Source organism: Nioella sp. (assembly GCF_965215655.1).
GTDB lineage: Bacteria > Pseudomonadota > Alphaproteobacteria > Rhodobacterales > Rhodobacteraceae > Nioella.
Window position 1 is genome coordinate 3,493,800 of sequence record NZ_OZ244111.1, and the last position, 25,346, is coordinate 3,519,145.

The window sequence follows — 25,346 nt, forward strand, 5'->3', positions numbered from 1 at the left end:
CACGCGGCCCCGTTAACAGGATGCCATGGCCCGAGAGCGTTCCGACAGCAGCCACATCAGACCCGTCCGGCGCCTGCTGCTGGCGGTCCTGTTCCTGTGCCTCGCGGTCATGGTCCTGATCTGGCGGATCGACAATCCCCGTGTCGAGCGGCTGCGCAGCGCCATCACCGACCGGATCGTGCCGAACCTCGAATGGGTCATGGCCCCGGTCACCGCCTTCGGCCGGATGGTGGATGACTTCCAGTCCTACACACGGCTCTATCAACAGAACGAGGAACTGCGGCGGGAATTGCAACAGATGCGCGCCTGGCGTGAAGCGGCCTTGCAGCTGGAACAGGAAAACGCCCGCCTGCTCGACCTCAACCGGGTGCAGCTGGACCCGGAACTGACCTATGTGACCGGGCTGGTGCTGGCCGACAGCGGCAGCCCGTTCCGCCGGTCCGTTCTGCTGAATGTCGGCGCACGCGATGGCATTCTGGACGGATGGGCCACGATGGACGGGCTCGGCGTTGTGGGGCGCATATCGGGCGTGGGCCAGAACACCGCCCGCGTGGTGCTATTGACCGACGCCGCCAGCCGCGTTCCGGTCACGGTCATGCCCTCCAGCCAGCAGGCGCTGTTGATGGGCGACAATACCGGCCTGCCGCTGCTGGAGTTCCTGGAGGATATCGAGGATATCTCTCCGGGTGACCGGATTGTCACCTCCGGCGATGGCGGCGTCTTCCCGCCCGGCCTGCTGGTGGGCCATGTGGTGGTGGATCGCGACGGGCGATTGCGCGCCCGCCCCTCTGCCGATTTCTCTCGCCTGAATTTCCTGCGGGTGATGCGCAGCCATCCAGGCACCTCGCTGTCCGATCCCGGCGGGCTGATCGGCCCGCCCTGGCCACTGCCTACGACGGAGGAGACAGGCCCCAACCCCGAGGCCACTGCCGAAACCGAAACCACGGACGAGTCCACCGATGGGTGAGGACGCGCAAAGCCGGATCTGGGGCTATCGGGCCATCTATGTCCTGTTTGGCCTCGCCATTATCTTCTACCGCCTGCTGCCGCTGGAAACCGGCACGCCGGGCCTGCCCGGCCCCGACTTCATTCTTTGCCTCACGCTGGCCTGGGTGCTGCGCCAGCCCATGGCGGTTCCGGTCGGTTTGATCCTGCTTCTGATGCTGCTCGGCGATTTCCTGCTGCAACGCCCTCCGGGCCTGTGGACCGCGCTGGCCATCGGGGCCAGCGAATACCTGCGCAACCGCCGCGCGGGCATCGCGGAAACCCCGTTTCTCTTTGAATGGGGCATGGTTGCGGGCTGCATTCTGGCCATGGTTCTCGGGCAACGGCTGATCCTTTGGGTGCTGCTGGCCGATCAGCCAAGCCTTGGCCTGTCGCTGATGGAAGGGCTTGCCACGATCGTGATCTACCCGTTGGTTGTCTTGGTCTCGAAATTCGCCTTGGGACTGGATAAGTTGCCGGTAGTGGAATCAGAGCCCGGGCGGCCATGAAACGATCCCAGAAAGAAGCCGAGGACAGCGCCCGCAAGATCACGCGGCGGTCCATGATCATGGGCGGCTTCATGCTGCTGACGGGTGGCATTCTCGCCGCCCGGATGCGCTATCTTCAGGTGGAACGCGCCGATGATTTCCGCCTGCTGGCCGAGGAAAACCGCATCCGCATCGACCTGCTGCCACCCGCGCGCGGGCTGATCTTTGACCGCTACGGGCAGCTTCTGGCCGACAACGAACAGAATTACACCGTGGTGATGGTGCGCGAGAATGTCGAGGATGTGGACGCGGTGCTGGACCGCCTGTCGCATATTATCAATATCGACATGGCCTCGCTGAACCGTGCCCGCGAAGACATGATGGCCCGCGCGCCGCATGTGCGCGTGACACTGGCCGACCGGCTCAGTTGGGACGAATTCGCCTCGGTCGCCGTCAATGCGCCCGCCCTGCCCGGCATCACGCCCGAGGTGGGCCTGTCGCGGATCTACCCGTTCGGTGCCGATTTCGCCCATGTCGTGGGCTATGTGGGCCCGGTCTCGGATTACTATCTGGAAAGCACCGGCGACACCGACCCGATCCTGCAAACCCCCGATTTCCAGGTGGGTCGCTACGCGGTCGAGGCGCGGATGGAACAGGATCTGCGCGGCGAGGCGGGCAATCTCTGGGTCGAGGTGAACTCCGCCGGGCGCGTCATGCGCGAATTGGACCGCGAAGCGCCCGTTCCCGGCGGTGACCTGCAACTGACCATCGACACAGGCCTTCAGAACTATGCACAGGCCCGGCTTGGCAATGAAAGCGCCTCTGCCGTGGTGATGGAGGTCGAGACGGGCGAGGTGCTGGCGCTGGCCTCCTCGCCCTCCTATGACCCCAATCTCTTCGTGCGCGGCATCTCGGTCGCCGAATACAGCAGCCTGACGGAAAACCCCTATCGCCCGCTGGCCAGCAAGACCGTGCAAGGCCTCTACCCGCCGGGCTCCACCTTCAAGATGGTCACCGCGCTGGCCGGGCTGGAGGCGGGGGTGATCGAGCCCGAGGAAACCATCACCTGCAACGGCTTCGTGGAACTGGGCACCCGCCGCTTCCACTGCTGGCGCCGGGGCGGTCACGGGCGCATGAACATGGTCGACGGGCTGTCCCAGTCCTGCGACGTCTATTATTACGATCTGGCGCAACGGGTCGGGATCGAGGCGATTGCCGCCATGGCCCGCCGTCTCGGGCTTGGCATGCGCCACGACCTGCCCCTGTCAGGTGTCGCATCGGGGCTGATCCCGTCTCGGGAATGGAAACTGGCCAACCGGGGCAGCGAATGGGTGGTGGGCGATACGCTCAACGCCTCGATCGGGCAGGGGCTGGTGCTCAGCTCGCCCCTGGAACTTGCGGTCATGACCAGCCGTCTGGCCACCGGGCGGCAGATCCTTCCTCAACTGGTCCGCACCTTGAACGGCGTCAATCGACGGATGGATTCCTTCGCCGAGATGGATATTCCCGCCGCGCATCTCGACGTCATCCGCCAGGGCATGTGGTCGGTGATCAATTTCCGCCGCGGCACCGCCTTTGGCGCGCGCGTCACCGAAGAGGGCTACGAGATCGCCGGCAAGACCGGCACCAGTCAGGTCCGCAACATCACCGCCGCCGAACGGGAGGCCGGGGTCACCGCCAACGAGGATCTGCCCTGGGAGCGCCGCGACCACGCGCTCTTCGTGGGCTACGCCCCCGTCGAAAACCCGCGCTATGCCGTCAGCGTCGTGGTGGAACATGGCGGCGGCGGATCGACCGTGGCCGCCCCCATTGCCCGCGATCTGCTGCTGCGCGCCATGTATGGCGAACTGCCGCCCCTCTCGGCCTACCCGGTCGGCCTGCGGCGCGAGATCGAAGAGATGCATGACAACATGGACCTGCTGCCGCTGGAGATCCTGCGAAGCACGGGCCGGGTCCGGGCATGAGCTATCTTGAATACACCCAGAAGGCCACGCCCACGGGGCTGCGCAAGGTGCTGTACCTGAACTGGGCGCTGATCATCCTGCTGACGGCGGTGGCCTGCGTGGGCTTCCTGATGCTCTACTCCGTTGCCGGTGGTTCCATGCGCCCCTGGGCGGGGCCGCAGATGCAGCGCTTTACGCTCGGCCTAATCGCAATGATGATCGTCGCCTTCACCCCCATCTGGTTCTGGCGCAATGTCTCGGCGCTGGCCTATGGCCTGTCGCTGATCCTGCTTCTGCTGGTAGAGTTCTTCGGCACCGTCGGCATGGGCGCACAGCGCTGGATCGACCTGGGCTTCATGCGCCTGCAACCGTCGGAACTGACCAAGATCACCGTGGTGATGCTGCTGGCCGCCTATTACGACTGGCTCGATATCCGCAAGGTCTCGCGTCCGCTTTACGTGCTGATCCCGGTCGCGATCATCCTTTTGCCGACCTTCCTGACCTTCATCCAGCCCGACCTCGGCACCGCTCTGCTGATCCTTGTGGGCGGCGCGGCGGTGATGTTCTGCGCGGGCGTCCACTGGGCCTATTTCGCCGCCGTCATCGCCTCGGCGGGTGGCATCGTGACCGCCGTCTTCGCCTCGCGCGGTACCGCGTGGCAGCTGTTGCAGGACTATCAGTACCGCCGGATCGACACGTTTCTCGACCCGTCCTCGGACCCGCTTGGCGCGGGCTACCACATTACCCAGAGCCAGATTGCCCTCGGCTCCGGTGGCTGGACGGGCCGGGGCTTCATGCAGGGCACCCAGATCCGGGGCGACTTCCTGCCAGAGGCGCAGACTGACTTCATCTTCCCCACGCTGGCCGAAGAATTCGGCTTCGTCGGCGCGGCCTCCCTGCTTGGGCTCTACCTGCTGATCCTGCTGTTCTGCATCGTCACCGCGATCCAGACGAAGGACCGTTTCAGCTCGCTGGTCACGCTTGGGGTGACGGCCACGTTCTTCCTCTACTTCGCCATCAACATGTCGATGGTGATGGGGCTGGTGCCCGTCGTGGGGGTGCCGCTGCCGCTGGTCAGCTATGGCGGCTCGGCAATGCTTGTGCTCATGGCCGCTTTCGGGTTGGTTCAATCCGCACATGTGCACCGCCCCCGCTGAAGGATCCGACATGCTGACCATTCTCTTCGCCGCCCGCCCGGACAGTTGGGGCGAGTACGAGGCCCCGCTCAACCGCGCCGTTGCCACCGCCGGTTTCACGGAGTTCCGCGTGGTGACCGAGGCCCCCCCGGCCGAGGTCGACTACATCGTCTATGCCCCCAACAGCGACCTTCAGGATTTCTCGGGCTTCCCCCGGCTGAAGGCGATCCTCAGCCTCTGGGCCGGGGTGGAAAAGATAATCGGCAACCCCACGATCACCGTGCCGCTCTGCCGGATGGTCGATACCGGCCTGCGCGAAGGGATGCGCGAATGGGTCACCGGCCATGTGCTGCGCTATCATCTTGGGATGGATGCCCACATCACCGGCGCACCGGGCCTTTGGGATCCGGTGGCGCCGCCGCTCGCCCGCAACCGGACCGTGGCGATTCTGGGTCTGGGAGAGCTTGGCGCAGCCTGCGCCGAGACGATTCTGGCGCTCGGGTTCAACGTGACCGGATGGAGCCGCAATCCCAAGTCCATTCCCGGCGTGACCTGCTTTGACGGGGAAGATGGGTTGATTGACTGCCTGTCCAGCGCCGAAATCGTGGTGCTTCTCCTGCCCGACACGCCCGCCACCCAGAATACGCTGAATGCCCGCACCCTGGCCGCGATGCCGCGCGGGGCCTTCGTGATCAATCCCGGACGCGGCCCGCTGATTGACGACGAGGCGCTGCTTGCGGCGCTCGACAATGGCCAGATCGCGCACGCGACGCTCGATGTCTTCCGGGTGGAACCCTTGCCCGCGGATCACCCCTACTGGCACCATCCACAGGTCACCGTCACACCGCATATCGCGTCGGAAACCCGTCCCGAAACGGCAGCGGAGGTCATCGCCGAGAACATCCGGCGGTCCGAATCCGGCGCGCCCCTTCTGCACCTCGTGGACAGGTCTGCGGGCTACTGAGCACGGCAAAAACCGCGTTTTGTCTGCACGGGGGGTGTACAGGGGGTGTACAGGGGGTGTACGCGGGGTGACCGGCCAAATCCCCGGTATCAGCGCAGTTTCGGTGGCTTCCCCGGATCCATCCCCGGCGCGGCGCCCGGCACATTTTCCGCTCTTTCCGGCTCTGGCAAATCAAAGCGAAGCCCTGTTTTCGCCAGCGATGCGCAGACCGGATCGGACGCCCGAAAGAAGCCCACATCCATAACCCCGGCCTCGATTCCCGAGAACGTCAACGCCTCTCCCGCCGCCCGCGCCAATGCCGGCTCCGCCCCCGGAACCGGATCGACAAAAGCCAGCAAGTGCGATTTCCGACCGCCCGAATAGGTCACACCACACAGGTACGCCAACCGCGCAAGTCCCTGGGCCGTAACAAGTTTTGCGTCCAACGCCGTGATCAGCGCCTCTGGCAATCCGACAGGCGCGCTGATTTCCTCGGGCGTTTCCTCGATCTCGTCCGGAGCTTCGGCAAGGGTCGCGGCAAGCCAGTCCACCGCCTCGGATGGCACGAGGATCGAAGCCTCGGCACCGGGGTTCACCGCCAATCCAATGCCCTGCCCCGCCACCATCGCCGCCAAGCCCCGGCCCGACAGAACCGCATAGGGGGCACTGCCCTCGGCAAACTCCGCAAGACGTTCTTCGCGATCGAAAACAAGCACATAGCTGGCATCCTCAACGGGAAAGACCTGCGGGGTGATCTCATCGCCACCCGCTTCCGCTGCAAGGGCGAGGAACAGTTCGCTATCTGCCAACCGCTCATAGAAGCGCAGCCGTACTGCGTCATCCTCGGGCGCGGCATTCATCGCGGTCAGGGCGGCGTCAATCGGGGTTGTCTCGGTCATGGCTTCAGAACCTCCTGGACGCGGGCGCGCAGGGCGGGCAGAAGCTCTGCCTCGAACCACGGGTTCCGCTTCATCCACGCGGTATTGCGCCAGGACGGGTGGGGCAAGGGGATCACGCGGGGCGCATGGTCGCGCCAGGCTGCAACACGGGTGGTGACAGTAGCCTTGCCCGGCAGGTGCCAGCCCTGGGCATACCCCCCGATCAGCAGCGTCAGCTTTATCTGTGGCAGCAGTTCCAGCACCCGAGCGCGCCATGTCCTTGCACAGATCCGCGGCGGTGGAAGATCAGAGCCCTTCGCGTCATATCCCGGAAAGCAGAAGGCCATGGGGACAATCGCGACCCGGTCGCGGTCATAGAAGACGTCCTCACTCACCCCCATCCACTGGCGCAGCCGATCCCCTGACGGATCCGTGAAGGGCTGGCCTGACCGATGCACCCGCATCCCCGGCGCCTGCCCGGCAATCAAAAGCCGCGCGCCGGACCCGGCCCAAAGCACCGGGCGGGGCGAATGGGCCGTTTGAGTTGCCGCAAAGCGGTCGGAACACAGGCGGCAGCGGGTGATCTCTTGTGCCAGTTGATCGAAGCTCATACCGGCAGGAAAGCGCGATGCGACCGGAAAGGAAAGGGCTGGTCTGCCTGCTGCCCCAACCCGACAGCCTCCATAGCTGGACTCGCACGGGAACGCTGCCGCCGGAAAACCACGCGCGCTTGGGGGGGTAGACAACATTTCGTTATTTCTATAAATATAGAATCATGAAACAGAGCAATCCCCCCCCCGCCCTCATATTCGCGGCCTCTGCCTTTGCGGCGCTTGGGTCCGAGCAACGGCTATCCATCTTGCGGCGGCTTGTTCGCGCGGGGCCGGAGGGGCTGCCAATCGGGGAACTGGGAGAGGCCGTGGGGATCACCGGATCGGTGTTGACCCACCATCTCAAGCAAATGGTGTCCGCCGGTCTTCTACAGCAGCGGCGCGACGGGCGCCGGATCATCTGCGCGGTGGATTATGACGAGATCCGCCGCCTCTCGGACTACCTGTTGCAAGAATGCTGCGCCGATCAGGGTGGCCATACTGAAGGAGCCCATCATGGCTGATCTCACGCAATCCCCTGCCCCGCTGCGCGGCCTATGGACCAGATTCGACAAGGTGCTGCTGACCTGCGCCGCTATCGCCCTGGCCATTTTCGTTCTGGATCGGGCGGCCTTCATCCCCTCGATTACCGAAGCATTCACCAGCCTTGCCCATACCGGTCCGTTCATCCTGTTCGCCGTCGCCGCCATTGGCGTGATGCGGGCAACCGGGTCCGAGCGGTTGATGGAAGGCGCGTTCGAAGGGCGCGAGGTCCGGATGATCGTTCTGGGGGCACTCGCAGGCGGGTTGTCGCCCTTCTGTTCCTGCGAGGTCATCCCGTTTGTCGCCGCGCTGCTGGCCGCCGGTGCGCCCTTGTCTGCGGTCATGGCCTTCTGGCTGGCCTCCCCCCTGATGGACCCGGCCATGTTCGCGATCACCGCGGGGGCGATCAGCTTTGACTTCGCCCTGGCCAAAACCGTGGCGGCCATTGCCATCGGCCTGTTCGGCGGCTTCAGCCTGATGCTGCTGTCTGGCACTGCCCTGCTTGCGGACCCGCTGAAGGCACAGACGCCGACAGGCTGCGGATCCTGCTGCGGCACGAAGAAACTGAGCCTCAACTGGCGCTTCTGGCAGGAGGCAGACCGCAGGGCCCTGTTTGCCCGCGCTGCCCGGGACAACCTGCTGTTCCTCGGCAAGTGGTTGCTGCTGGCCTACCTGTTGCAGGCGCTGCTGATCCGCTACGTGCCCGCCGAGTGGATCGGAACCGCACTTGGCGGCAACGGCGTCGGCCCGATCCTGCTTGGCGCAATCCTTGGCGCACCGGCCTATCTGAACGGTTATGCCGCGGTTCCGCTGATCGCGGGCCTGCTGGATCAGGGGATGAGCCCCGGCGCGGCCATGGCTTTCGTGATCGCGGGTGGTGTCAGCTGCATCCCTGCGGCGGTGGCGGTCTGGGCGTTGGTCAAGCCGAAGATCTTCGCGGCCTACTTGGGTTTTGCCGTGGTCGGCGCCATTCTTGCCGGTCTGAGCTGGGACTTCATCGCTTGAAGCCTGTGAAACGGTCCCTTCCGTGATCCGTTGCAACCCTTCGCGCAGCGTTTGGAAGGGGCCATCCAGCCCGCAAAGATTAAGAACACGCCCCCATTGCCCCGGCCATGGGGGTGATTTGTTAGGAGAAATGACGCAATCCTGTCATATTTCACCCGAAGAGCTTTGAAATCGTTGCCCTAACGGACATAATAGCGCCCAAATGGATAGATAGATTATCCGATAGAAGCCCTGAACTCTTGAATCGGGGCCGTACATGGCAGCAATACAGGGCGAACATGCTCGAGTTTTCGAATGTCTCAAAGTCCTTCTGGACGGGCACACAGCGCAAGGTCATCCTGGACCGGGCGTCTTTCCGTGTCGAGATGGGGCAATCGCTTGGCATTCTGGCCCCGAACGGCACCGGTAAGACAACACTGATCAACATGATGGCCGGGCTGGAAAAACCCGACGAGGGCGAAATCACCCGCGGCTGTCGCATCTCCTTCCCGCTTGGCTTCATGGGTGGGGTCATTCCCAACCTGTCCGCCACGGAAAACAGCCGCTACATCGCGCAGCTTTATGGGCTGGATCCAGACTATGTAGAGGCGTTCTGCCGGTGGGTCTGCGATCTGGAGGAGTATTTCGACCGTCCGCTCGGCACCTATTCCGCAGGCATGAAGGCCCGGTTCCAGTTTTCGCTGCTTCTGGCGCTGGAATTCGATATATACCTGATCGACGAAGGCATGCCGCGCACGACGGATGCCAATTTCAACCGCAAGGCCGGCACGATCCTTGCGGAACGCCTGATATCGGCAACCGTCATCATCGTGTCCCACCAGGCGGAAACGCTGGAAAAATTCGCGAGACGCGCCGCCGTGTTGAAGGACGGTCAGTTTTACCAGTTCGACTCGCTCGAAGAGGCTAAGAGACTTTATGACTATGAAACCCAGGGGTAAGAAGTTCCGCATCCGGCGCACCGGTCCGACGGCCCCCGCGGGGGAAACGCGCCGCGTGGCCGACGACTCGCTCGACGCACCGACGGATGACGGCTTCGGCAACATGCGGTTCCCGACAGCGGGCGCACCGGCCGGGCAGTCCGCATCCCCGCAACAACCCGCTCAGCGGCAGACGCAGGGCATGTCCATCGAGGAAGAGCTTGCCGCGATCCGGTCAGAAGGGCTGACCGGGCGCCAGCTGCGCATGGCCCGGCGCACCGCGCAGAAACACGGGCTGCAACCGGCGTCTGATTTCGATGCGGTGCGGCTGTTGCGCCGCCAGGGGATCGACCCGTTCGAACGGTCCAACATGCTGGAACTTGTGGTCAATGACGGCCAGCAGCGCGCCGAGGCGCAACCGCGCCTGCCCGCAACCGTCCGCCAGCCAAACGTTCCGGCCGCCGCCCCGCAGACCGCCCCGGCCATGGCCCCGCCGACGCTGGACGACGCCGCCCGCGCGCAGGAAATCCTGCGCATGCAGCGCGATATCGCCGCCCGTCGCCGCAAGCGGCTGCTCTTGCTGTTCGCGCGGCTGATGGCCTTCGTGATGCTGCCGACGATGCTGGTGGGCTATTACTACTACAATGTCGCGACGCCGATGTACGCGACCACCACCCTGTTTCAGATCCAGAAAGCGGAAAGTGCCAGCCCGGCGGGCGGCCTTGGTGGGCTGCTCGGTGGCACCACCTTTGCCACTGTCCAGGACTCCATTGCGGTTCAAAGCTTCCTCGAAAGCCGCGAGGCGATGCTGCTGCTGGACGAGGAACTGGGCCTGCGAGAGCACTTCTCGGCCCCCGATATCGACCCGCTGAACCGACTGGCCCCCGATGCCTCGACCGAAGACCTCTACGCGCTCTATTCGCGCAACCTGACCATCGGATACGACCCGACCGAAGGCATGGTCCGGATGGAAGTTCTGGCCGCTGACCCGCAACTTTCGGCGGCCTTCTCTCAGGCGCTTCTGCGCTATGCCGAGGAACGTGTCGACCAGATGTCGCATCGCCTGCGCGATGACCAGATGGCCGGTGCGCGGGAAAGCTATGACGCCGCCGAGGACGCGCTCGCCTCTGCGCAGTTGCGCGTGGTGAACCTGCAGGAACAGACAGGTATCCTGAGCTCGGAGGCGGAAGTGGGGGCCCTGTTCAACCAGATCTCCACCTTCGAGATCCAGTTGCAGAACGAACGTTTGCGCCTGGATGAACTGCTGTCGGTCGACCGCCCGAACCAGACCCGCGTGGAAGTGGCCGAACGCAATATTGCCCGGCTGGAGGCCCTGATCGAGGAGCTGCGATCCTCGATGACCGAGGATGCCAGCAGCCAGGTTTCGCTGGCGCGCATCAGCTCGGAACTTGCCGTGGCGCAGGCCGATCTGCAAACCCGCCAACTGATGCTGAGCCAGGCGTTGCAGGCCCTTGAAGGGGCCCGGCTGGAAGCCGAGCGGCAGTCGCTCTACCTGACAATCAGCGTGAACCCGGTGGCCCCGGACGAGGCGGCGTTCCCTCGCAAGCTGGAAAATACACTGCTTGCCTTCCTGATCTTTTCTGGCATTTACCTGATGCTGTCGATGACGGCCTCCATCCTAAGAGAACAGGTATCCGCCTAACCCATGAAACATGTTTCGATCGGAAAGATCACCACCGGCAATGACCTTCCTCTGACGGTCATTGCCGGTCCATGCCAGCTTGAAACGTTGGACCACGCCCGGATGATTGCCGAGCAGATGGTCGCGGCCTGCGAAAAAACCGGCGCGCAATATGTCTTCAAGGCGAGTTATGACAAGGCCAACCGCACCAGCCTTGGTGGCAAGCGCGGCGTCGGCATGGACGAGGGTCTGACGATCCTGTCCAAGATCGGCGCGGAATTCGGCTGCCCGGTGCTGACCGATATCCATTCCGAGGCACAATGCGCGCCAGTGGCAGAGGCCGTCGACATCCTGCAAATCCCTGCCTTCCTGTGCCGCCAGACCGACCTGTTGTTGGCCGCAGGTGAAACCGGGGCTGTGATCAACGTCAAGAAAGGTCAATTCCTGGCCCCATGGGATATGGCCAATGTGGTCAGCAAGCTGGAAAGCACCGGCAATACCCGCCTGCTGCTGACCGAGCGCGGCACCAGCTTTGGCTACAACACCCTGGTCGCCGATATGCGCGGCCTGCCGATCATGGCGCAGTCCGGCTATCCGGTGGTGATGGACGCGACCCATTCGGTGCAACAACCCGGCGGCCAGGGCGGATCCTCCGGCGGGCAGCGGGAATTCGCCCCGGTGATGGCGCGCGCGGCCGTGTCGCTTGGCATTGCGGCAGTCTTCATCGAAACCCACGAAGACCCCGACAACGCCCCTTCTGACGGGCCGAACATGATCCCTTTGACCCAGATGCAGACCCTTGTGAACAGTTTGATGCAGTTCGATCGGCTGGCAAAAGCCGATCCGATACGACTCTAAGATCTTACGGAGCCTTTCATGACCAAACCCCATTCCGACGTCACTCAGAACACCTGGGCCTTTCTGCGTGACCCGATGATCGCGCCGACCGGATTCCGCGAATACGATGCCCGCTGGAAGTTCCCCGATGAGATCAACCTGCCCGGCATCACCGCGCTTGGCCTCGGCCTTGGCACACAGATGCATGAGGCCGGGATTGATCCGGTGATCGCCGTCGGCAACGATTACCGCGACTATTCCCTGTCTGTGAAGAATGCGCTGATCCTGGGGCTGATGCAGGCAGGCATTCAGGTAAAGGATATAGGCCCTGCCCTGTCGCCCATGGCTTATTTCGCGCAGTTCCATCTGGATGCGCCCGCCGTGGCCATGGTCACGGCCAGCCACAACCCAAATGGCTGGACCGGGGTCAAGATGGGCTTTCAGCGCCCGCTGACACATGGCCCGGTGGAAATGGCCCGGCTGCGCGACATCGTCCTGGGCGGCGAAGGCGTGGCGCGGCCCGGTGGTGCATATGAATTCGTTGAAGGGGTGCGCGAAGCCTATCTCGATGACCTGGTGGGTGACTTCAAGATGACCCGCAAACTGCGCGTGGTCTGCGCGACCGGGAACGGCACCGCCTCGGCCTTTGCGCCCGAGCTCTTTGAGCGTCTCGGGGTAGAGGTCATCCCCTCCCACAACGCGCTCGACTACACGTTCCCCAACTACAACCCCAACCCCGAGGCAATGGAGATGCTGCACGACATGTCCGCCACGGTGACGGAAAGCGGCGCGGACCTTGCGCTCGGTTTTGACGGGGATGGCGACCGCTGCGGTGTGGTGGACAACGAGGGTGAAGAGATTTTTGCCGACAAGGTGGGTGTAATCATGGCCCGCGACCTGGCCAAGATTTACCCCGGATCGACCTTCGTGGCGGATGTGAAATCGACGGGGCTTTATGCCTCGGACCCTGAGCTGAAAGCCCATGGCGCGAAGGCAGACTACTGGAAGACCGGTCACAGCCACATGAAGCGCCGCGTGCACGAACTGGGCGCTTTGGCCGGGTTCGAGAAATCGGGCCATTACTTCCTGGCCGAGCCCATTGGCCGCGGCTACGACTGCGGGATGCGCGTGGCGGTGGAGATCTGCAAACTGCTCGACCGCAACCCGGACATGTCCATGGCCGACCTGCGCCGCGCGCTGCCGGTCACCTATTCCTCGCCCACCATGTCACCCTGGTGCGCCGATACGGAGAAATACGATGTGCTGGAGCGGCTGGTAGAGAAGCTGGTCGCGCGCCATGCGGAAGGCGGGTCGCTCGGCGGTCAGAAAATAGCCGATGTGGTCACGGTGAACGGCGCGCGGGTGATGCTGGAGAACGGCGGATGGGGGCTGGTCCGGGCCTCGTCCAATACGCCCAACCTCGTGGTGGTTTGCGAAAGCCCCGAAAGCGAAGATGAATTGCGCGCCATCTTCCACGATCTCGATGCGGTGATCCGCACAGAGCCCGGCGTCGGAGACTACGACCAGACGATCTGACAGGGGCGCGGTGAAGGATCTTGCAAGACCCTTGAAAAATCCTTGCAAGGATTTTGGCCCGCCCCACACCGGCCTTGGTCTTTATCAGGCTGCCGAAGGGCTCTAAGCTCCCTGCAGCCTTTTCATATATCCGAGATCGACGATGCGCCGTTTCCTTTTCCTTCTGACGCTATTGCTTCTGCCGCTTGCCGCCCCCGCGCAGGAGGCCACGCAGCCCGACACCACGATCTCGGTCGAGAACTCCGCCCAACAGGATGCCGCCATCGCCGTGCGTATCCGAGAAATCATCCATCAGCTCGACGGGTATGAAAACGTTGCTGTCTATGTCTCGGATGGCATCGTCACCCTGCGCGGCACGACGCTGGACGCCGCGACCGCCGCAGCACTGACCGGTCTGGCCGCGCGCGTGGAGGGCGTCGTGGCCATCGAGAACGAGGTCACGGAAACCACCGACGTGGTGGAACGCCTGACCCCCGCTGTCGAACGGCTGTGGGCACGCGTGGCGCAAACCATCGCCTTCCTGCCGCTCCTTATGGTCGCCATTTTCGCCGGGCTTCTGGTCATTTGGGCCGGATTCCTGATCGCACGCATGAAGAACCCGTGGGACCGGATCGCGCCCAATGCCTTCATCGCCGATATCTATCGCCAGCTTGTGCGGCTCTTTTTCATGGTCCTGGGCGTGGTCCTGGCCCTTGACCTTCTGAACCTGACGGCGCTCTTGTCCACCATCCTCGGCGCGGCCGGTATCGCGGGCCTTGCCATTGGCTTCGCCGTCAGGGACACGGTGGAAAACTTCATCGCCTCGATCATGCTGTCCATGCGCCAGCCCTTCCGGCCCAAGGATCTGGTGGAAATCGAAGGCGACACCGGCCATGTGATCCGCCTGACCAGCCGCGCCACGATCCTGCTGTCGCTGGATGGCAACCACATCCGCATCCCGAACTCCAAGGTCTTCAGCGCCCGAATCGTGAACTACACCCGCAACGATGAACGCCGCTTCACCTTCACCCTCGGGGTGGACGCAAACGCCGATATCGCCGAGGCACAGGAGATCATTCTGGCGGCGCTCAAGGAACTGCCCTACCTGCTGCAATCGCCCGGCCCTTCGACCTGGGTCGAGGAGGTAGGCGACAGCAACATCACCATAACCGCCGCCGGGTGGGTCAAGCAGCACGAAACCGGCCTGTTCATGGCGCGGGGCGAGGCGATCCGTCTGGCCAAGGCGCGTCTGGAGGAGGCCGGCATCACCCTGCCGGAACCGACCTACCGCCTGATCACCGATTCAACGATTCGCCCCGCCCCGGCTCGGTCTGCAACGGACGATGAGTCAGACACGGAAGGGGTAGCACCCGTGGTCGCCATGGCCGTTCACGCCGAGGATATGCAGGAATTGCAACGGATTGTAGACGCCGAACGGGCCGAAACGGCGCATGACGATCTTCTGACCCGAGAGGCCCCGCAGGAATAGTCGGGCGGGACCGGTTTTTTTGCCCGAAGGGTCTTGATCCCGCGCGGCGGGCGGCGTAACTAGCGCGTCACGGTTGGGGTGTAGCCAAGCGGTAAGGCAGCGGTTTTTGGTACCGTGTACCGTAGGTTCGAATCCTACCACCCCAGCCAATCACTTACCGAAATCGAGACAATCTGCGCCACGATGAATGGCGCGAGCATTTGAGAGCGCGGCTGCGAAAGCAGATAGGCTCTTTGTGCCGAATGTCTGCATGATCTGGCGACCGCGCGCGAAACGGTTCAGCGGGGCACGCTGGACACCCAAGTGCCGGTGCAGTCCCGGCCCGCCTATGTCGCCAATCCGTTTGCCACAGCCTTGCCGTCTGCATCGAAGACATGCATCCGGGCGCGGTCGAAGCTCAGCGACAGGGCCTGGCCCCGCTGGAAGGGCAACTGACCGCCTTGATGGACCGTGATCTGCGGCAACCCCGGCGCGTCGCAATACAGATAGGTCTCACCGCCCAGTTGCTCTGTCACGCTGACGGACGCGGACAGTTCGCCGCTGTGATCCGCATGCACCGCGATATGTTCGGGCCTGACTCCAAGCGTGACCTTGTCACCATCCGCAAGGGCCGGAACATCCGGTATGGCCAGAAGCGCACCCCCGACATTCAATGCCAGCCCGTTTTCGTCGCGCACGGCAATTCCCTGGAACATGTTCATGCGAGGCGATCCGATGAAACCGGCCACAAATGCATTGCAGGGCTTGTTGTAGAGTTCGAGCGGCGGGCCAACCTGTTCCACCACGCCCTTCTGAAGGACAACGATCTTGTCGGCCAGCGTCATCGCTTCGACCTGGTCGTGGGTCACGTAGATCATCGTTCCGCCGATATTCGCGTGCAGCGCCGACAGTTCCTTGCGCATGGTCACGCGCAGTTCCGCATCCAGATTGGACAGGGGTTCGTCGAACAGGAACGCCTTTGGGTCCCGCACGATGGCGCGACCGATGGCAACCCGCTGACGCTGGCCACCTGACAGGGCCTTGGGTCTGCGATTGAGGTAGTCGGTGATCTGGAGAAGCTCCGCCGCCTTGCGCACACGCTCGTCGATCTCCGCCTTCGGCATCTTGGAGTTTTCCAGACCGAACGCCATGTTCTTGTAGACCGTCATATGCGGGTAGAGCGCGTAGGACTGGAACACCATGGCCAGACCACGATCTGCGGCACCTTTGTGGTTCACGACGGTGCCATCAATCTCGATATCGCCCGAGGTGATGTCCTCCAGCCCCGCGATGATCCGCAACAAGGTGGACTTGCCGCAGCCGGACGGCCCGACGAAGACGCAAAACTCCCCGGAATGAACCTGAAGGTCGATACCGTGGATCACCTCCACATCCCCATAGGATTTGCGCACGTTCTTGAGATGGATTTCGGTCATGGCGTGTCTTTCGTTACCGGCTGCGCATCTTGGCGGCGAATTGCGGATCGGCCTTCTGCATCCGCAGGGGCGGCAGGCCTTTGAGGATCTGACCGATATCGTCCAGCATCATCTCGCGGATGCGGGCATAGGAGGCGCGCAGCCCCCCGGCCAGATGGGCGGAAAAAAGGACATTGGGCGTGTCGCGCCAGACGTGTCCGGCGGGGACGGGTTCTTCGGGGAAGACATCGACGGCGGCGCGGAATGCGCCCTCGCCCGCCATCGCAAGAAAATCGCCGAACTCCACGATCTCGGCGCGCGAGGCGAGGATAACGCAGGCATCGCGCCGAATGAGAGACAGTTTCCTGCGGTCGAGAAACCCTTCGTTGTCCGAGGTCACACCCGCCAGCAAGAAGATCACGTCCGACTTGGCCAGAGCGTCATCCAGTGAAACGGGGGCAAGTCCCTCGCTGGTCAGATAGCCGTCAGAGAGCCATGGGTCGTGCACGAGCAACCGCACTCCAAATGGACGCAGAAGCGGCGCAAGCGCCCGGCCAAGGTTGCCGTAACCGATAAGCGATACGGTCGCGCCATAGAGGCTCTCCGCCGTGCCGTTGCCGCCGATCCCGTAGGCTTCCTGCCCTGCACGGAACAGCCCGTCAGCCCGGTGCAGCCCGCGCAGCAGGCTGATGGACTGGCACAGGCAGAACTCGGCCACGGCAGGGGCCATGGCGGGCGCTGCGCTCAGCACGTGGATTCCGCGTGCGTGACATTCGGCGTAGTCGATATTGGGTTCCCAGTTGGCCTTCACATTCAGAATCGCGCGCAGCTTCGGGGCGCGGTCCAGCCGTTCGCGGGGCATGGCGGTCTGGCCGATCAGCACGATCATCTCGGACAGGTGTTCCTCGACCATCTCATCCGGCGCGCGGCTTCCCCAATGGGCAACGACCCGGCCCATCCCGGCCAATGCCTCCGCGCAGTCGGGAGTGTAGACCATGGCCTCATTCCGCGGGAACGGATCCATGAAGATAAGCGGCGCGTCACTCATCATTTCATCCCTGAAGAGGCAATGCCGGTTGTGATGAAGCGTTGCAGGAAGGCGAAGACAATCACGACTGGGATCAGGGTGACGACGGTCATGGCAAGGATATAGTGCCACTGAACGTCCAACTCCCCCTGGAAGGCGTTGAGCCCGACTTGCAGCGTGTAGACCTCGGACCGGTTCAGCACGATCAGCGGCCAGAGGAATTCGTTCCAGCGCCACATGATCGAGAAGATCGCCAGCACCGCCACGGCAGGCATCGCCAAGGGCATCACCACGCGCCAGTAGATCTGCCATTCGGATGCCTTGTCCATCCGCGCTGCCTCGATCAGATCACGTGGGATCGTCAGCATGTACTGGCGCAGCAGGAAGACCCCCGTTGGCGTCGCCGCGCCGGGCAGGATGACCGCCCAAAGCGAGTTGATCATGCCAAGGTTCGTGACCACGAGGTAAACCGGGACGAGGATCACCGTGATCGGGATCATCAGCGTGCCGATCACGAACAGCATGATCGCATTGCGCCCCCGGAATTCGTAGATCGACAGGCCATAGGCCGCCATGGAGTTGATCAGCAGCGTGACCATGGTGGCCGCCGCAGTCACGATCACGGAATTCCACAGGTAGCGCATGAAATTGAAACGCTCCAGCGGGTCGCGGTAGTTCTCCCACGCCATGCGCATCTCTCGCACGGGTTCGCGCGTCGCGATCGGGATTTGCAGGCGTTCGCCGGGGTTTTCCGGGTCTACCATCTGCGCCATGATCCCGATCCGCCGCACTTGGGCCAGTTGCTGGACGCTGCCATCCTCCATCGTCACGTCGAACAAGAGCAGCGGCTCGTCATAGCCTTCAACCTCAACCGAGATCTGCCCGAGCGGCAGGAAGGTCGGCGGAAATTCCTGCAAGCCCGCCGGGGTCTTGAAGGAAGACAGGACCAGCCACACCACCGGCGCGAACATCAGAAACAGTCCGAAGCCGAGGTAGCAATAGGTAAAGACATCGGTCCAGTGCATCTTGCCGCGCCCGCGACGGGCAGCAAGGAGGGTCTTGACCGAGCGGGGGGATTGCGTCGCATCAGTCATTGTCGCGTCTCCGGGTTGCGGCCAGTTGTGTCAGCGTCAGGACGAACAGCACCACACCCAGAACCATCGACGCGGCGGAGGCGAGGCCGAAATTCTGCACCTGGTTGGTGAAGGCGGTGTTGTAGATGTATTGCACGATGAACTGCGTCGCGGTGCCGGGACCGCCGCCGGTCAGCACGTAGACCTCATCGAAGACCTGCACGCCCTTGATCAGCGCCAGCACGATGACAACGAGCATATTGGGCCACAGAAGCGGCAGGGTGATGCGGAAGAAGACGCGTTCCTTGCTGGTGCCGTCCATCTCGGCGGCCTCGTATAGATCGGGCTGGATCGCCTGAAGGCCGGCCAGCAGGATCAGCGTGTAGAAGCCCATATGCGCCCAGATCGACACGAACACGGCCCAGAACATCGCCCATTCCGGACTGACGAAGAACAGGATGCGGTCCAGCCCGATCGAGATCAGGAATGCGTTCAGGATGCCATCGCGCAGCAGGATCCATTTCCAGATCAGCGCAACGACCACCGGCGACAGCAGCACCGGGAAAAAGAACACTGCGCGCCAGAAGCCCCGCCCGCGGATCTCTCGGTTCAGGACCAGTGCCGTGATCAATGAGAACAGCACCATGAACGAGACCTGGAAGAAGATGAACACCGCGGTGTTGAAGATGCCTTTCCAGAATCTGTCCTCTCGGCAACTGATCGGATCGGCATAGTTGTCGCAATCGAAGAGGAACCCGTACTGTTCACCTCCGGTATAGGGGCGTTCGCTGATGAACAGCTCGGTCCCGCCGGTCAGCGAATAGGCGAAGTTCATGAACAGCGGAATGATCACGAACATGCCGAAGAAGGCGAGGTTCGGCAGAAGGAAGAGCCACGGCATGCGCCGGATGCCAATCACGTTCTGAATTGCCGTGACGGGATAGTCGATCAGCTTGAACAGGATGCGGATGGGCCATGCCACCACGTTTTGCAGCACATCGCCGATCCCGGTCGCCTTGTCATCCGCATGGGCCATGGGAAGCTTCCATTCTCTTCAGGGGGTGACCGGCCCCACCAGTCAGGCAGGGCCGGCCGATCATCGGGTCAGACGCCTCAGCGGTCGCTTTCGGCCAGCTGGTTCGCGATGTCTTCTTCCATCCGCGCATAGGCTTCATCGAGGGTCAGTTCACCCACGATGGCCTCGTTCAGACGAGAGATCAGAGCGTTGAACATCACGCGGTTTGACGGGTAGCCCTGAAGGGCGAACGCCACCGGAGAGATGCTCGGAACTGCCCCGGCGAAGGTTGCCAGCGCATGGGCTGCACGCGGATCATCCGTGTCGAAGTCGATCCCGCTCGAGGCAAGGCCGAGGTGACCCGGAATGAACAGCGTCCGGCCATAGAACTCGGCCAGCACCTCTTCCTGCGCGAGGTAGTCCATCAGGATGCCAACCTCTTCCGGGTGTTCCGTATCGCCGATCGCGGCCAGCGCGGCACCACCGGGCATCCCGGTACAGGCTGCCGGACCACAAGGCGCGGGCACGGCCCACCAGTCGAACGCATCACCGATGGTGGATGCAAACTGCGGGATCTGCCAGGAACCGGACATGTACATCACGACGTTGGCGTTGGCGAAATCCTCGTTCGCGCCAAGGTAGGACGACCCGGAGACCGAGCCCCAAAGCTCCAGCGACATGGTGCCGTCCTGGTGCCAATCATAGAGAAGCTGCGCCATGCGCTGGAGACCCTCATCGACAAGCGCCGGGTTGCCATCCGCGTCGAACATCTGGGCGCCCTGCGCGATGGCAGGTCCCGCAACACGGTGCCCGGACCGGTCCCACGCCATCGGGATCGGAATGTCGAGCGCTCCGGCCACTTCGTTCACCGCAGCGGCCCAGTCTTCCCAGGTCGCGCCGTCGCCCGGCAGGTCGACACCGGCCTGTTCGAACAGGGTCCGGTTCACGTAAGGCCCGGTCACGGTCAGCTGCGTCATGAAGCCGTTGATCGCGTCGCCATCGGGGTCAAGCCAGTCAAGGAACGGGCCGAAATTGGTTTCCCAGTATTCCGGGTCCTGAACGTAGGGCCGCAGGTCGAGATAGTACTCTGACAGCCCGCCAAGATCGGTCACGCGGGCGATGTCGGGGCCGTTGCCCGCCGCCAGCTGAATCGGCAGCGATTCCAGAACCGCCTGATAGGGCACCACGTCAAGCGTGACGCTGATCTCGGGATGGGCTTCCTCGAACCGGTCGAGGATCGACTGCATGACCTCTCCCTCGATGCCGTCGTTATACCACATCATGCGCAGCTCGGTCTGAGCCGACGCCGCCCCTGCAACAAGCGCAAAGAGCGAGCTTGCCGCCATAAGTTTCAGTGATCTTCTCATTGTTTCCTCCCTAGGATGGTTGATCGTACTTTGGTTGTTGTCCTGCTCTACGTGTCCTGCGTTTCACGCTGGTCGTCGCGACAAGGCCGCCATCACACCGCGCAACTCTGCCATGCCTTTCAGGCGTCCAACGGCCGGATAACCCGGCTGCGCGCCCGCCCCGATATCGGTCAGTATGTCCTGACCGTGATCCGGTCTCATCGGTATCTCTGCATCCGCGCGCCCCTCCGCGCGCCGCCGCGCTTCCTCGGTCAGGATCACGTCGATCACGCCGACCATGTCCACATCACCGCACAGATGCTCTGATTCCATGAAGCTACACGGTGCTCCCTCCGAGTCACGGGTGACGTTGCGCAGGTGAACGAAGTGTATTCTGGGCGCGAGCGCCCGGGCCATCGCCACGCAATCATTGTCCGAACGCGCGCCAAGAGATCCGGTGCAGAACGTCGCCCCGAAGGCAGGGCTGTCAACAGCGCCAAGAACGGCCTCGTAATCCTCTAGCGTGGACATTGTGCGCGGCAGTCCCAACAGGGAAAAGGGCGGATCATCGGGGTGACAGCACAGGCGCACCCCGAGCCGTTCGGCCAATGGAACGACCTCGGACAGGAAATCGACATGGGTCTGGCGCAGAACGTCGGGCGACAACGCGGCGTAGGTCTGAACCGCGGCACGCACGTCTTCCAGCGTCCAGTGCTCGGCGGCCCCCGGAAGGCCCGAGACGACCGCCTGGCTGAGCGCGGCCTTGGTTCCGTCGTCCATTCCGGCCGCGACTGCGGCAGCCGCCTGAACGATCTCGGGGGCATATGCCTCCTTGGCACCGGGACGGGCCAGAATGTGAATGTCAAACGCCGCGAACGTGGCCAGATCGAACCGCATCGCGGTGCCACCTGACGGCAACGGCGCACGAAGCTCGGTGCGGGTCCAGTCCAGGACTGGCATGAAATTGTAGCAGATCGTCTCGATCCCGCTGGCCGCCAGTGCCTCGATCGACGCGCGATAGGCGGCAATGTGGGCATCCCAATCCGGCGATTTGGTCTTTATGGCCTCGGAAACCGGGAGGCTTTCGACAACATCCCACGCCAGTGCGCCGTTGGACCCGTCCTCGATTTGGCTTTGCCTTTCTCGGATATCCTCAACTGTCCACGGCAAACCGGGCGGGACATGATGCAAGGCCGAAACGATACCTTCGGCACCCGCTTGCATCGCATCGGCCAAGGAAACCTTGTCGTGTGGGCCAAACCATCTCCAAGTTCGCCGCATCTAGTCCTTCTCCCAAGCCCTCATACCGGTATACTAGTATTATTACTCATCCCCACGCAAACCTTTTTTACAAGGCTCCAATCAAGGTCAGAGGACAGCGTCAGTCGCAATTACTGCCCCCGATCACGCCTCCCGGCACAGGCTTTCCCCGATGGCTCGCCCTGCCATGTCAGGACATCAGCGACTTTCCGGCATCCATCCCGTGTAACAAGGGGAACCGCTCGAAAGCGGCAGCTTTATCGGCCCGCCCTCTCTTGCTGAGCGATAGATGGCGGTGACCAGTTCAATTGACCTCCGCCCATCTTCGAGGGTGACTTCCATGCCGCCCTGGCCCGCCAACGCATCTGCGACCGCGTCAAGATATCCGGCAAACCCCGCATGGCCATGCGAAACCTGTTGCACAATGGAATCGACCTCTGCCTGTGCGACGGGCGCGCGCGCGATGAACCGCCATTCGTCCTGTGCCGGGCTGTAGGGGGCTGAACCGCTTTCGGCAGTGACGCCCTCGAAACAGAAACGGAGGCGGGTGGTGTCGTTCCCGGCACCAAGCGTGACCGAACTGGTCGCCAGCGCCCCATTCTGCATCCGAAACGCCAGAGCGGCACAGTCTTCCGTCTCGATCTCGTTCACGCGGGTATCCGTCAGCGCCGTGACCTCGGCAACCGGACCGAACACCTTGCACAGCAAGTCATGAGCATGGATCGCGTGGCCCAACAGCGCGCCACCGGATTCCCCGGCCCAAGTCCCGCGCCATGGAACGGCATAGTACGCTGCATCACGGTTCCAATGCGTCTCAAGGCTGGCCACATAAGGCTTGCCCGCCAGACCTGCCGCTTCAAGCGCCTGTAGCTGCGCCATGGCGCGGCCATAGCGATACTGGAACACCGGGAACATCGACTTGCCGCGGGCCTTCGCAACCGCCGCCAGCCGGTCGGCCTCATCCAGAGACCGGACAATCGGCTTTTCGCAGATCACATGCTTGCCTGCCTCAAGGCACTGAACGGCAATCGGGAAATGAAGCTGCGGCGGCAGACAGATGTCGATCAGGTCAACCGACGGATCGGCCAGGACGGCCTCCAGATCTCCGGTAACCGAAATCGCCGGATCGCCCCCGGTTGCTGCCGTTGCCCGCGCGGTGTCCAGATCGCACAGGATGGCCACCTGAAACCGGTCTGGCAATGCGCGGTAACCCGAGAGGTGTTCGGCCCCGATGCCCGCGCCGATGATCGCGATGCGGATCATCGGTTGGCTTCGGCCATGGCCTGCGCCCTGAGTGCCAGTTCACAAACCTTGAACGCATGGGTCTGCGCCATCGCCGTTTCCGTCCGGTCGCGCAGATCGGCCACGAACCGCGAAAAGAAGGGCAGGTCCGCCCCGGATGCATCAATCTTTTCGCACCGGTCTCCGTTCACGAGGATCAGGTGATCCGTCCCGTCGCTGCCGACATCCACGTATTTGCGCAGCTCGATATAGCCCTCTGTCCCGAGAATGGTCAGTCGTCCATCGCCCCATGTGGGCAGGGCGTCGGGCGTGTACCAATCCACGCGGATATATCCATGACCCTGGTCGCTGCGCAGGGCGAGTTCAGCGAAATCCTGCAGGCCCGGATCGTTCGGGTTGGCATAGTTGGCAACGCTGGCCAGAGTGATCTCGGCATCGGTCGACCCGGTGAAATACAGGAACTGGTCGATCTGGTGGCTGGCGATATCGGTGATGATCCCGCCGTAGGCCTCTCGGTCGAAAAACCAGTCCGGCCGCGTGTCGCGGTTCAACCGATGCGGCCCGATCCCCAAGGTCTGGATGACACGCCCGATGGCACCCTCAGCCACCAGCTCAGCCGCACGGGTGACAGCCGGAACCTCGAAGCGTTCCGAAAAATCAATGGACCAGATCCGTCCGGTTTCCGCGACGGTCGCCTTGATCGCGTCCAGTTGATCCATCGTGGTACAACCGGGCTTGTCGGTCAGCACGTCCTTGCCCGCCTGCATCGCGCGAATGGCCATTTTCGCGCGGTCACGCGGAATGCCGGACAGCAGGATCAGGTTGATCGACGGATCGTCCAGCAGGGCCTGGACACTGTCTGCGCGGGGGACATCGGCAAAACGTTCGACAAAGCCCGCCTCGGTGCCCGGGTGACCCTCGGTCCACCACCCGGCGAACTCGGCCCCTGCGGCGATCATGTTCGCGGCCATCCCGTAGATATGGCGGTGGTCGATGCCAATGGCGGCAAAGCGTAGGGCGGTCATGTGGTCAACTCCGTTACTCCGCCGGTTCTCGCGGATGTGGTGATTGCATCGATAAGATCATGGGCAGCGAGCGCGTCCTCGCCTGTGATGGCAGGAGGCTGGCCCGAGGTCAGGGCAGCGGCGAAATCCTCGATCACGCCCTGATGCCATTCGTGGGTAAAGGCCATGGGATCGGCCCCACCCCCTGTGCCGCCTGCCGCGCCTAACACGACGGAGCGACCGTCTCTCCAGCGCACGTGCAATTCCCCGGATTCAAGGTGCAGGCTGGCCCGGTCGAAATGCAGCGTGATGGATTCGGCGCCGCCGGGGAAACTGGCCGTGCTGGCAACGAGCGACCCGACAGCCCCGCTTTCGAATTCCAGCCCGGCGACGACGAAATCCTCGGACTCCATCCGGTGGAATCTGGTCGTGGCGGCCATTGCTCGCACCGATGCAACCGGACCGGCCAGCCACAAAGCCAGGTCGATCGTGTGAATCGCCTGGCTGATCAAGACGCCGCCGCCATCACGGGCATAGGTGCCCCGACCGGGTTCGTCATAATAGCTTTGCTCACGCCACCACGGCACCGAAACCTCGACCAGACCGAGCGCACCCAGATCATTCGCGGCGATCATCTGCGCGGCCTTGCGCGACGCCTCTCTCATGCGATGCTGGAACACCACGCCAAGCGACACACCCGCGTCACGGCAGATCGTCACGACCTCCCGTGCTTCGTCCGCATTCCGGCCCATGGGCTTTTCAAGCAGGATATGCTTGCCCGCCTCGGCCAGCGGGCGAATGATGTCTGCACGGGCATTGGGCGGCGTCAGGACAATTGCAAAATCGACGTCCGGATCCGCTGCAACCGTGCCAAGATCATGGAACACCCGGACGGGGTGGCCAACCCGCGATTGCGCCATTTCTGCCAGATCCCGGGCCTTTTCCAAAGTTCGGGATTGTACCCCATAGAGAGACACGCCAGCGGCATCGGCGCAGGCTGCAACATGGGTTCGCGCCACCATTCCCGCACCGATCAGAACCACGCGTTTCGGCGATGCACTCAGCATTGAAGTGA

23 protein-coding genes and 1 tRNA gene are annotated in these 25,346 nt (G+C 63.2%); 13 read left to right on the forward strand and 11 right to left on the reverse strand.

The window, feature by feature from the left end; all coding sequences use genetic code 11:
- The first annotated feature begins 25 nt into the window (after positions 1 to 25).
- Genes mreC through ACOOEX_RS17410 form a run of 5 tightly spaced genes read left to right on the forward strand, consistent with a single transcriptional unit; the run spans position 26 to position 5,515 of the window.
- On the forward strand, positions 26 to 967 hold the full coding sequence (gene mreC / locus ACOOEX_RS17390) for a rod shape-determining protein MreC (RefSeq protein WP_420396005.1): 942 nt from the start codon (positions 26 to 28) through the stop codon (positions 965 to 967).
- A complete protein-coding gene (locus ACOOEX_RS17395) occupies positions 960 to 1,493 on the forward strand; it encodes a hypothetical protein (RefSeq protein WP_071689325.1) in 534 nt (177 codons plus the stop codon). Before mreC ends, ACOOEX_RS17395 begins: the two co-directional genes overlap by 8 nt.
- Positions 1,490 to 3,436 carry a penicillin-binding protein 2 gene (gene mrdA, locus ACOOEX_RS17400; RefSeq protein ID WP_420396006.1) on the forward strand — a complete coding sequence of 649 codons (1,947 nt, stop codon included), beginning with the start codon at positions 1,490 to 1,492 and terminating at the stop codon, positions 3,434 to 3,436. Before ACOOEX_RS17395 ends, mrdA begins: the two co-directional genes overlap by 4 nt.
- Positions 3,433 to 4,572: a rod shape-determining protein RodA gene (rodA, locus tag ACOOEX_RS17405; RefSeq protein ID WP_420396007.1), complete on the forward strand. Its 1,140-nt coding sequence runs from the start codon at positions 3,433 to 3,435 to the stop codon at positions 4,570 to 4,572. Before mrdA ends, rodA begins: the two co-directional genes overlap by 4 nt.
- 10 nt (positions 4,573 to 4,582) lie before the next feature.
- Positions 4,583 to 5,515, forward strand: coding sequence for a 2-hydroxyacid dehydrogenase (locus ACOOEX_RS17410; RefSeq protein WP_420396008.1), 933 nt, complete (start codon positions 4,583 to 4,585; stop codon positions 5,513 to 5,515).
- Between the two features lie 89 nt (positions 5,516 to 5,604).
- Here ACOOEX_RS17410 and ACOOEX_RS17415 read toward each other — a convergent pair whose 3' ends face one another.
- Both ACOOEX_RS17415 and ACOOEX_RS17420 read right to left on the reverse strand, forming a co-directional pair.
- Positions 5,605 to 6,393: an SseB family protein gene (locus ACOOEX_RS17415; RefSeq protein ID WP_420396009.1), complete on the reverse strand. Its 789-nt coding sequence runs from the start codon at positions 6,391 to 6,393 to the stop codon at positions 5,605 to 5,607.
- Positions 6,390 to 6,983, reverse strand: coding sequence for a uracil-DNA glycosylase family protein (locus ACOOEX_RS17420; protein ID WP_420396010.1), 594 nt, complete (start codon positions 6,981 to 6,983; stop codon positions 6,390 to 6,392). The genes ACOOEX_RS17415 and ACOOEX_RS17420 overlap by 4 nt, the downstream gene beginning before the upstream one ends.
- Before the next feature lie 164 nt (positions 6,984 to 7,147).
- Between ACOOEX_RS17420 and ACOOEX_RS17425 the strand changes: the two genes are divergently transcribed.
- From ACOOEX_RS17425 to ACOOEX_RS17460, 8 genes are all read left to right on the forward strand, one after another.
- The gene (locus ACOOEX_RS17425) at positions 7,148 to 7,486 is read left to right on the forward strand and encodes an ArsR/SmtB family transcription factor (protein WP_420396011.1); all 339 of its coding nucleotides are present in this window, start codon (positions 7,148 to 7,150) and stop codon (positions 7,484 to 7,486) included.
- Complete coding sequence (locus ACOOEX_RS17430; protein WP_420396012.1) at positions 7,479 to 8,510, forward strand: permease; 1,032 nt, start codon at positions 7,479 to 7,481, stop codon at positions 8,508 to 8,510. Before ACOOEX_RS17425 ends, ACOOEX_RS17430 begins: the two co-directional genes overlap by 8 nt.
- A 278-nt stretch (positions 8,511 to 8,788) precedes the next feature.
- Positions 8,789 to 9,448 (forward strand): ABC transporter ATP-binding protein, encoded by a 660-nt coding sequence (locus ACOOEX_RS17435; RefSeq protein ID WP_420396013.1) that lies wholly within the window; start codon positions 8,789 to 8,791, stop codon positions 9,446 to 9,448.
- Complete coding sequence (locus ACOOEX_RS17440) at positions 9,426 to 11,090, forward strand: capsule biosynthesis protein (RefSeq protein ID WP_071689334.1); 1,665 nt, start codon at positions 9,426 to 9,428, stop codon at positions 11,088 to 11,090. The genes ACOOEX_RS17435 and ACOOEX_RS17440 overlap by 23 nt, the downstream gene beginning before the upstream one ends.
- A gap of 3 nt (positions 11,091 to 11,093) precedes the next feature.
- Positions 11,094 to 11,927, forward strand: coding sequence for a 3-deoxy-8-phosphooctulonate synthase (gene kdsA / locus ACOOEX_RS17445; protein ID WP_420396014.1), 834 nt, complete (start codon positions 11,094 to 11,096; stop codon positions 11,925 to 11,927).
- A gap of 18 nt (positions 11,928 to 11,945) precedes the next feature.
- Positions 11,946 to 13,442 (forward strand): phosphomannomutase/phosphoglucomutase, encoded by a 1,497-nt coding sequence (locus tag ACOOEX_RS17450; protein WP_420396015.1) that lies wholly within the window; start codon positions 11,946 to 11,948, stop codon positions 13,440 to 13,442.
- Positions 13,443 to 13,584: 142 nt separating this feature from the next.
- Entirely contained in the window at positions 13,585 to 14,910 is a 1,326-nt protein-coding gene (locus ACOOEX_RS17455) for a mechanosensitive ion channel family protein (protein ID WP_420396016.1), read from the forward strand.
- Between the two features lie 74 nt (positions 14,911 to 14,984).
- Positions 14,985 to 15,059, forward strand: a tRNA-Gln gene (locus ACOOEX_RS17460).
- Positions 15,060 to 15,236: 177 nt separating this feature from the next.
- Here ACOOEX_RS17460 and ACOOEX_RS17465 read toward each other — a convergent pair.
- The 9 genes from ACOOEX_RS17465 to ACOOEX_RS17505 form a co-directional block, all read right to left on the reverse strand.
- On the reverse strand, positions 15,237 to 16,325 hold the full coding sequence (locus ACOOEX_RS17465; RefSeq protein WP_420396017.1) for an ABC transporter ATP-binding protein: 1,089 nt from the start codon (positions 16,323 to 16,325) through the stop codon (positions 15,237 to 15,239).
- A gap of 13 nt (positions 16,326 to 16,338) precedes the next feature.
- On the reverse strand, positions 16,339 to 17,301 hold the full coding sequence (locus tag ACOOEX_RS17470) for an NAD(P)-dependent oxidoreductase (RefSeq protein ID WP_420396018.1): 963 nt from the start codon (positions 17,299 to 17,301) through the stop codon (positions 16,339 to 16,341).
- A gap of 50 nt (positions 17,302 to 17,351) precedes the next feature.
- Positions 17,352 to 18,425 (reverse strand): carbohydrate ABC transporter permease, encoded by a 1,074-nt coding sequence (locus tag ACOOEX_RS17475; protein WP_420396019.1) that lies wholly within the window; start codon positions 18,423 to 18,425, stop codon positions 17,352 to 17,354.
- The gene (locus ACOOEX_RS17480) at positions 18,418 to 19,440 is read right to left on the reverse strand and encodes a carbohydrate ABC transporter permease (protein WP_083431326.1); all 1,023 of its coding nucleotides are present in this window, start codon (positions 19,438 to 19,440) and stop codon (positions 18,418 to 18,420) included. The genes ACOOEX_RS17475 and ACOOEX_RS17480 overlap by 8 nt, the downstream gene beginning before the upstream one ends.
- 77 nt (positions 19,441 to 19,517) lie before the next feature.
- Complete coding sequence (locus tag ACOOEX_RS17485) at positions 19,518 to 20,786, reverse strand: ABC transporter substrate-binding protein (protein WP_420396020.1); 1,269 nt, start codon at positions 20,784 to 20,786, stop codon at positions 19,518 to 19,520.
- A gap of 63 nt (positions 20,787 to 20,849) precedes the next feature.
- The gene (gene uxuA / locus ACOOEX_RS17490; protein WP_420396021.1) at positions 20,850 to 22,046 is read right to left on the reverse strand and encodes a mannonate dehydratase; all 1,197 of its coding nucleotides are present in this window, start codon (positions 22,044 to 22,046) and stop codon (positions 20,850 to 20,852) included.
- Positions 22,047 to 22,223: 177 nt separating this feature from the next.
- Positions 22,224 to 23,288: a Gfo/Idh/MocA family protein gene (locus ACOOEX_RS17495; RefSeq protein WP_420396022.1), complete on the reverse strand. Its 1,065-nt coding sequence runs from the start codon at positions 23,286 to 23,288 to the stop codon at positions 22,224 to 22,226.
- Positions 23,285 to 24,292, reverse strand: coding sequence for a Gfo/Idh/MocA family protein (locus ACOOEX_RS17500; RefSeq protein ID WP_420396023.1), 1,008 nt, complete (start codon positions 24,290 to 24,292; stop codon positions 23,285 to 23,287). The genes ACOOEX_RS17495 and ACOOEX_RS17500 overlap by 4 nt, the downstream gene beginning before the upstream one ends.
- Positions 24,289 to 25,338 carry a Gfo/Idh/MocA family protein gene (locus tag ACOOEX_RS17505; protein WP_420396024.1) on the reverse strand — a complete coding sequence of 350 codons (1,050 nt, stop codon included), beginning with the start codon at positions 25,336 to 25,338 and terminating at the stop codon, positions 24,289 to 24,291. The genes ACOOEX_RS17500 and ACOOEX_RS17505 overlap by 4 nt, the downstream gene beginning before the upstream one ends.
- Positions 25,339 to 25,346: the final 8 nt, after the last annotated feature.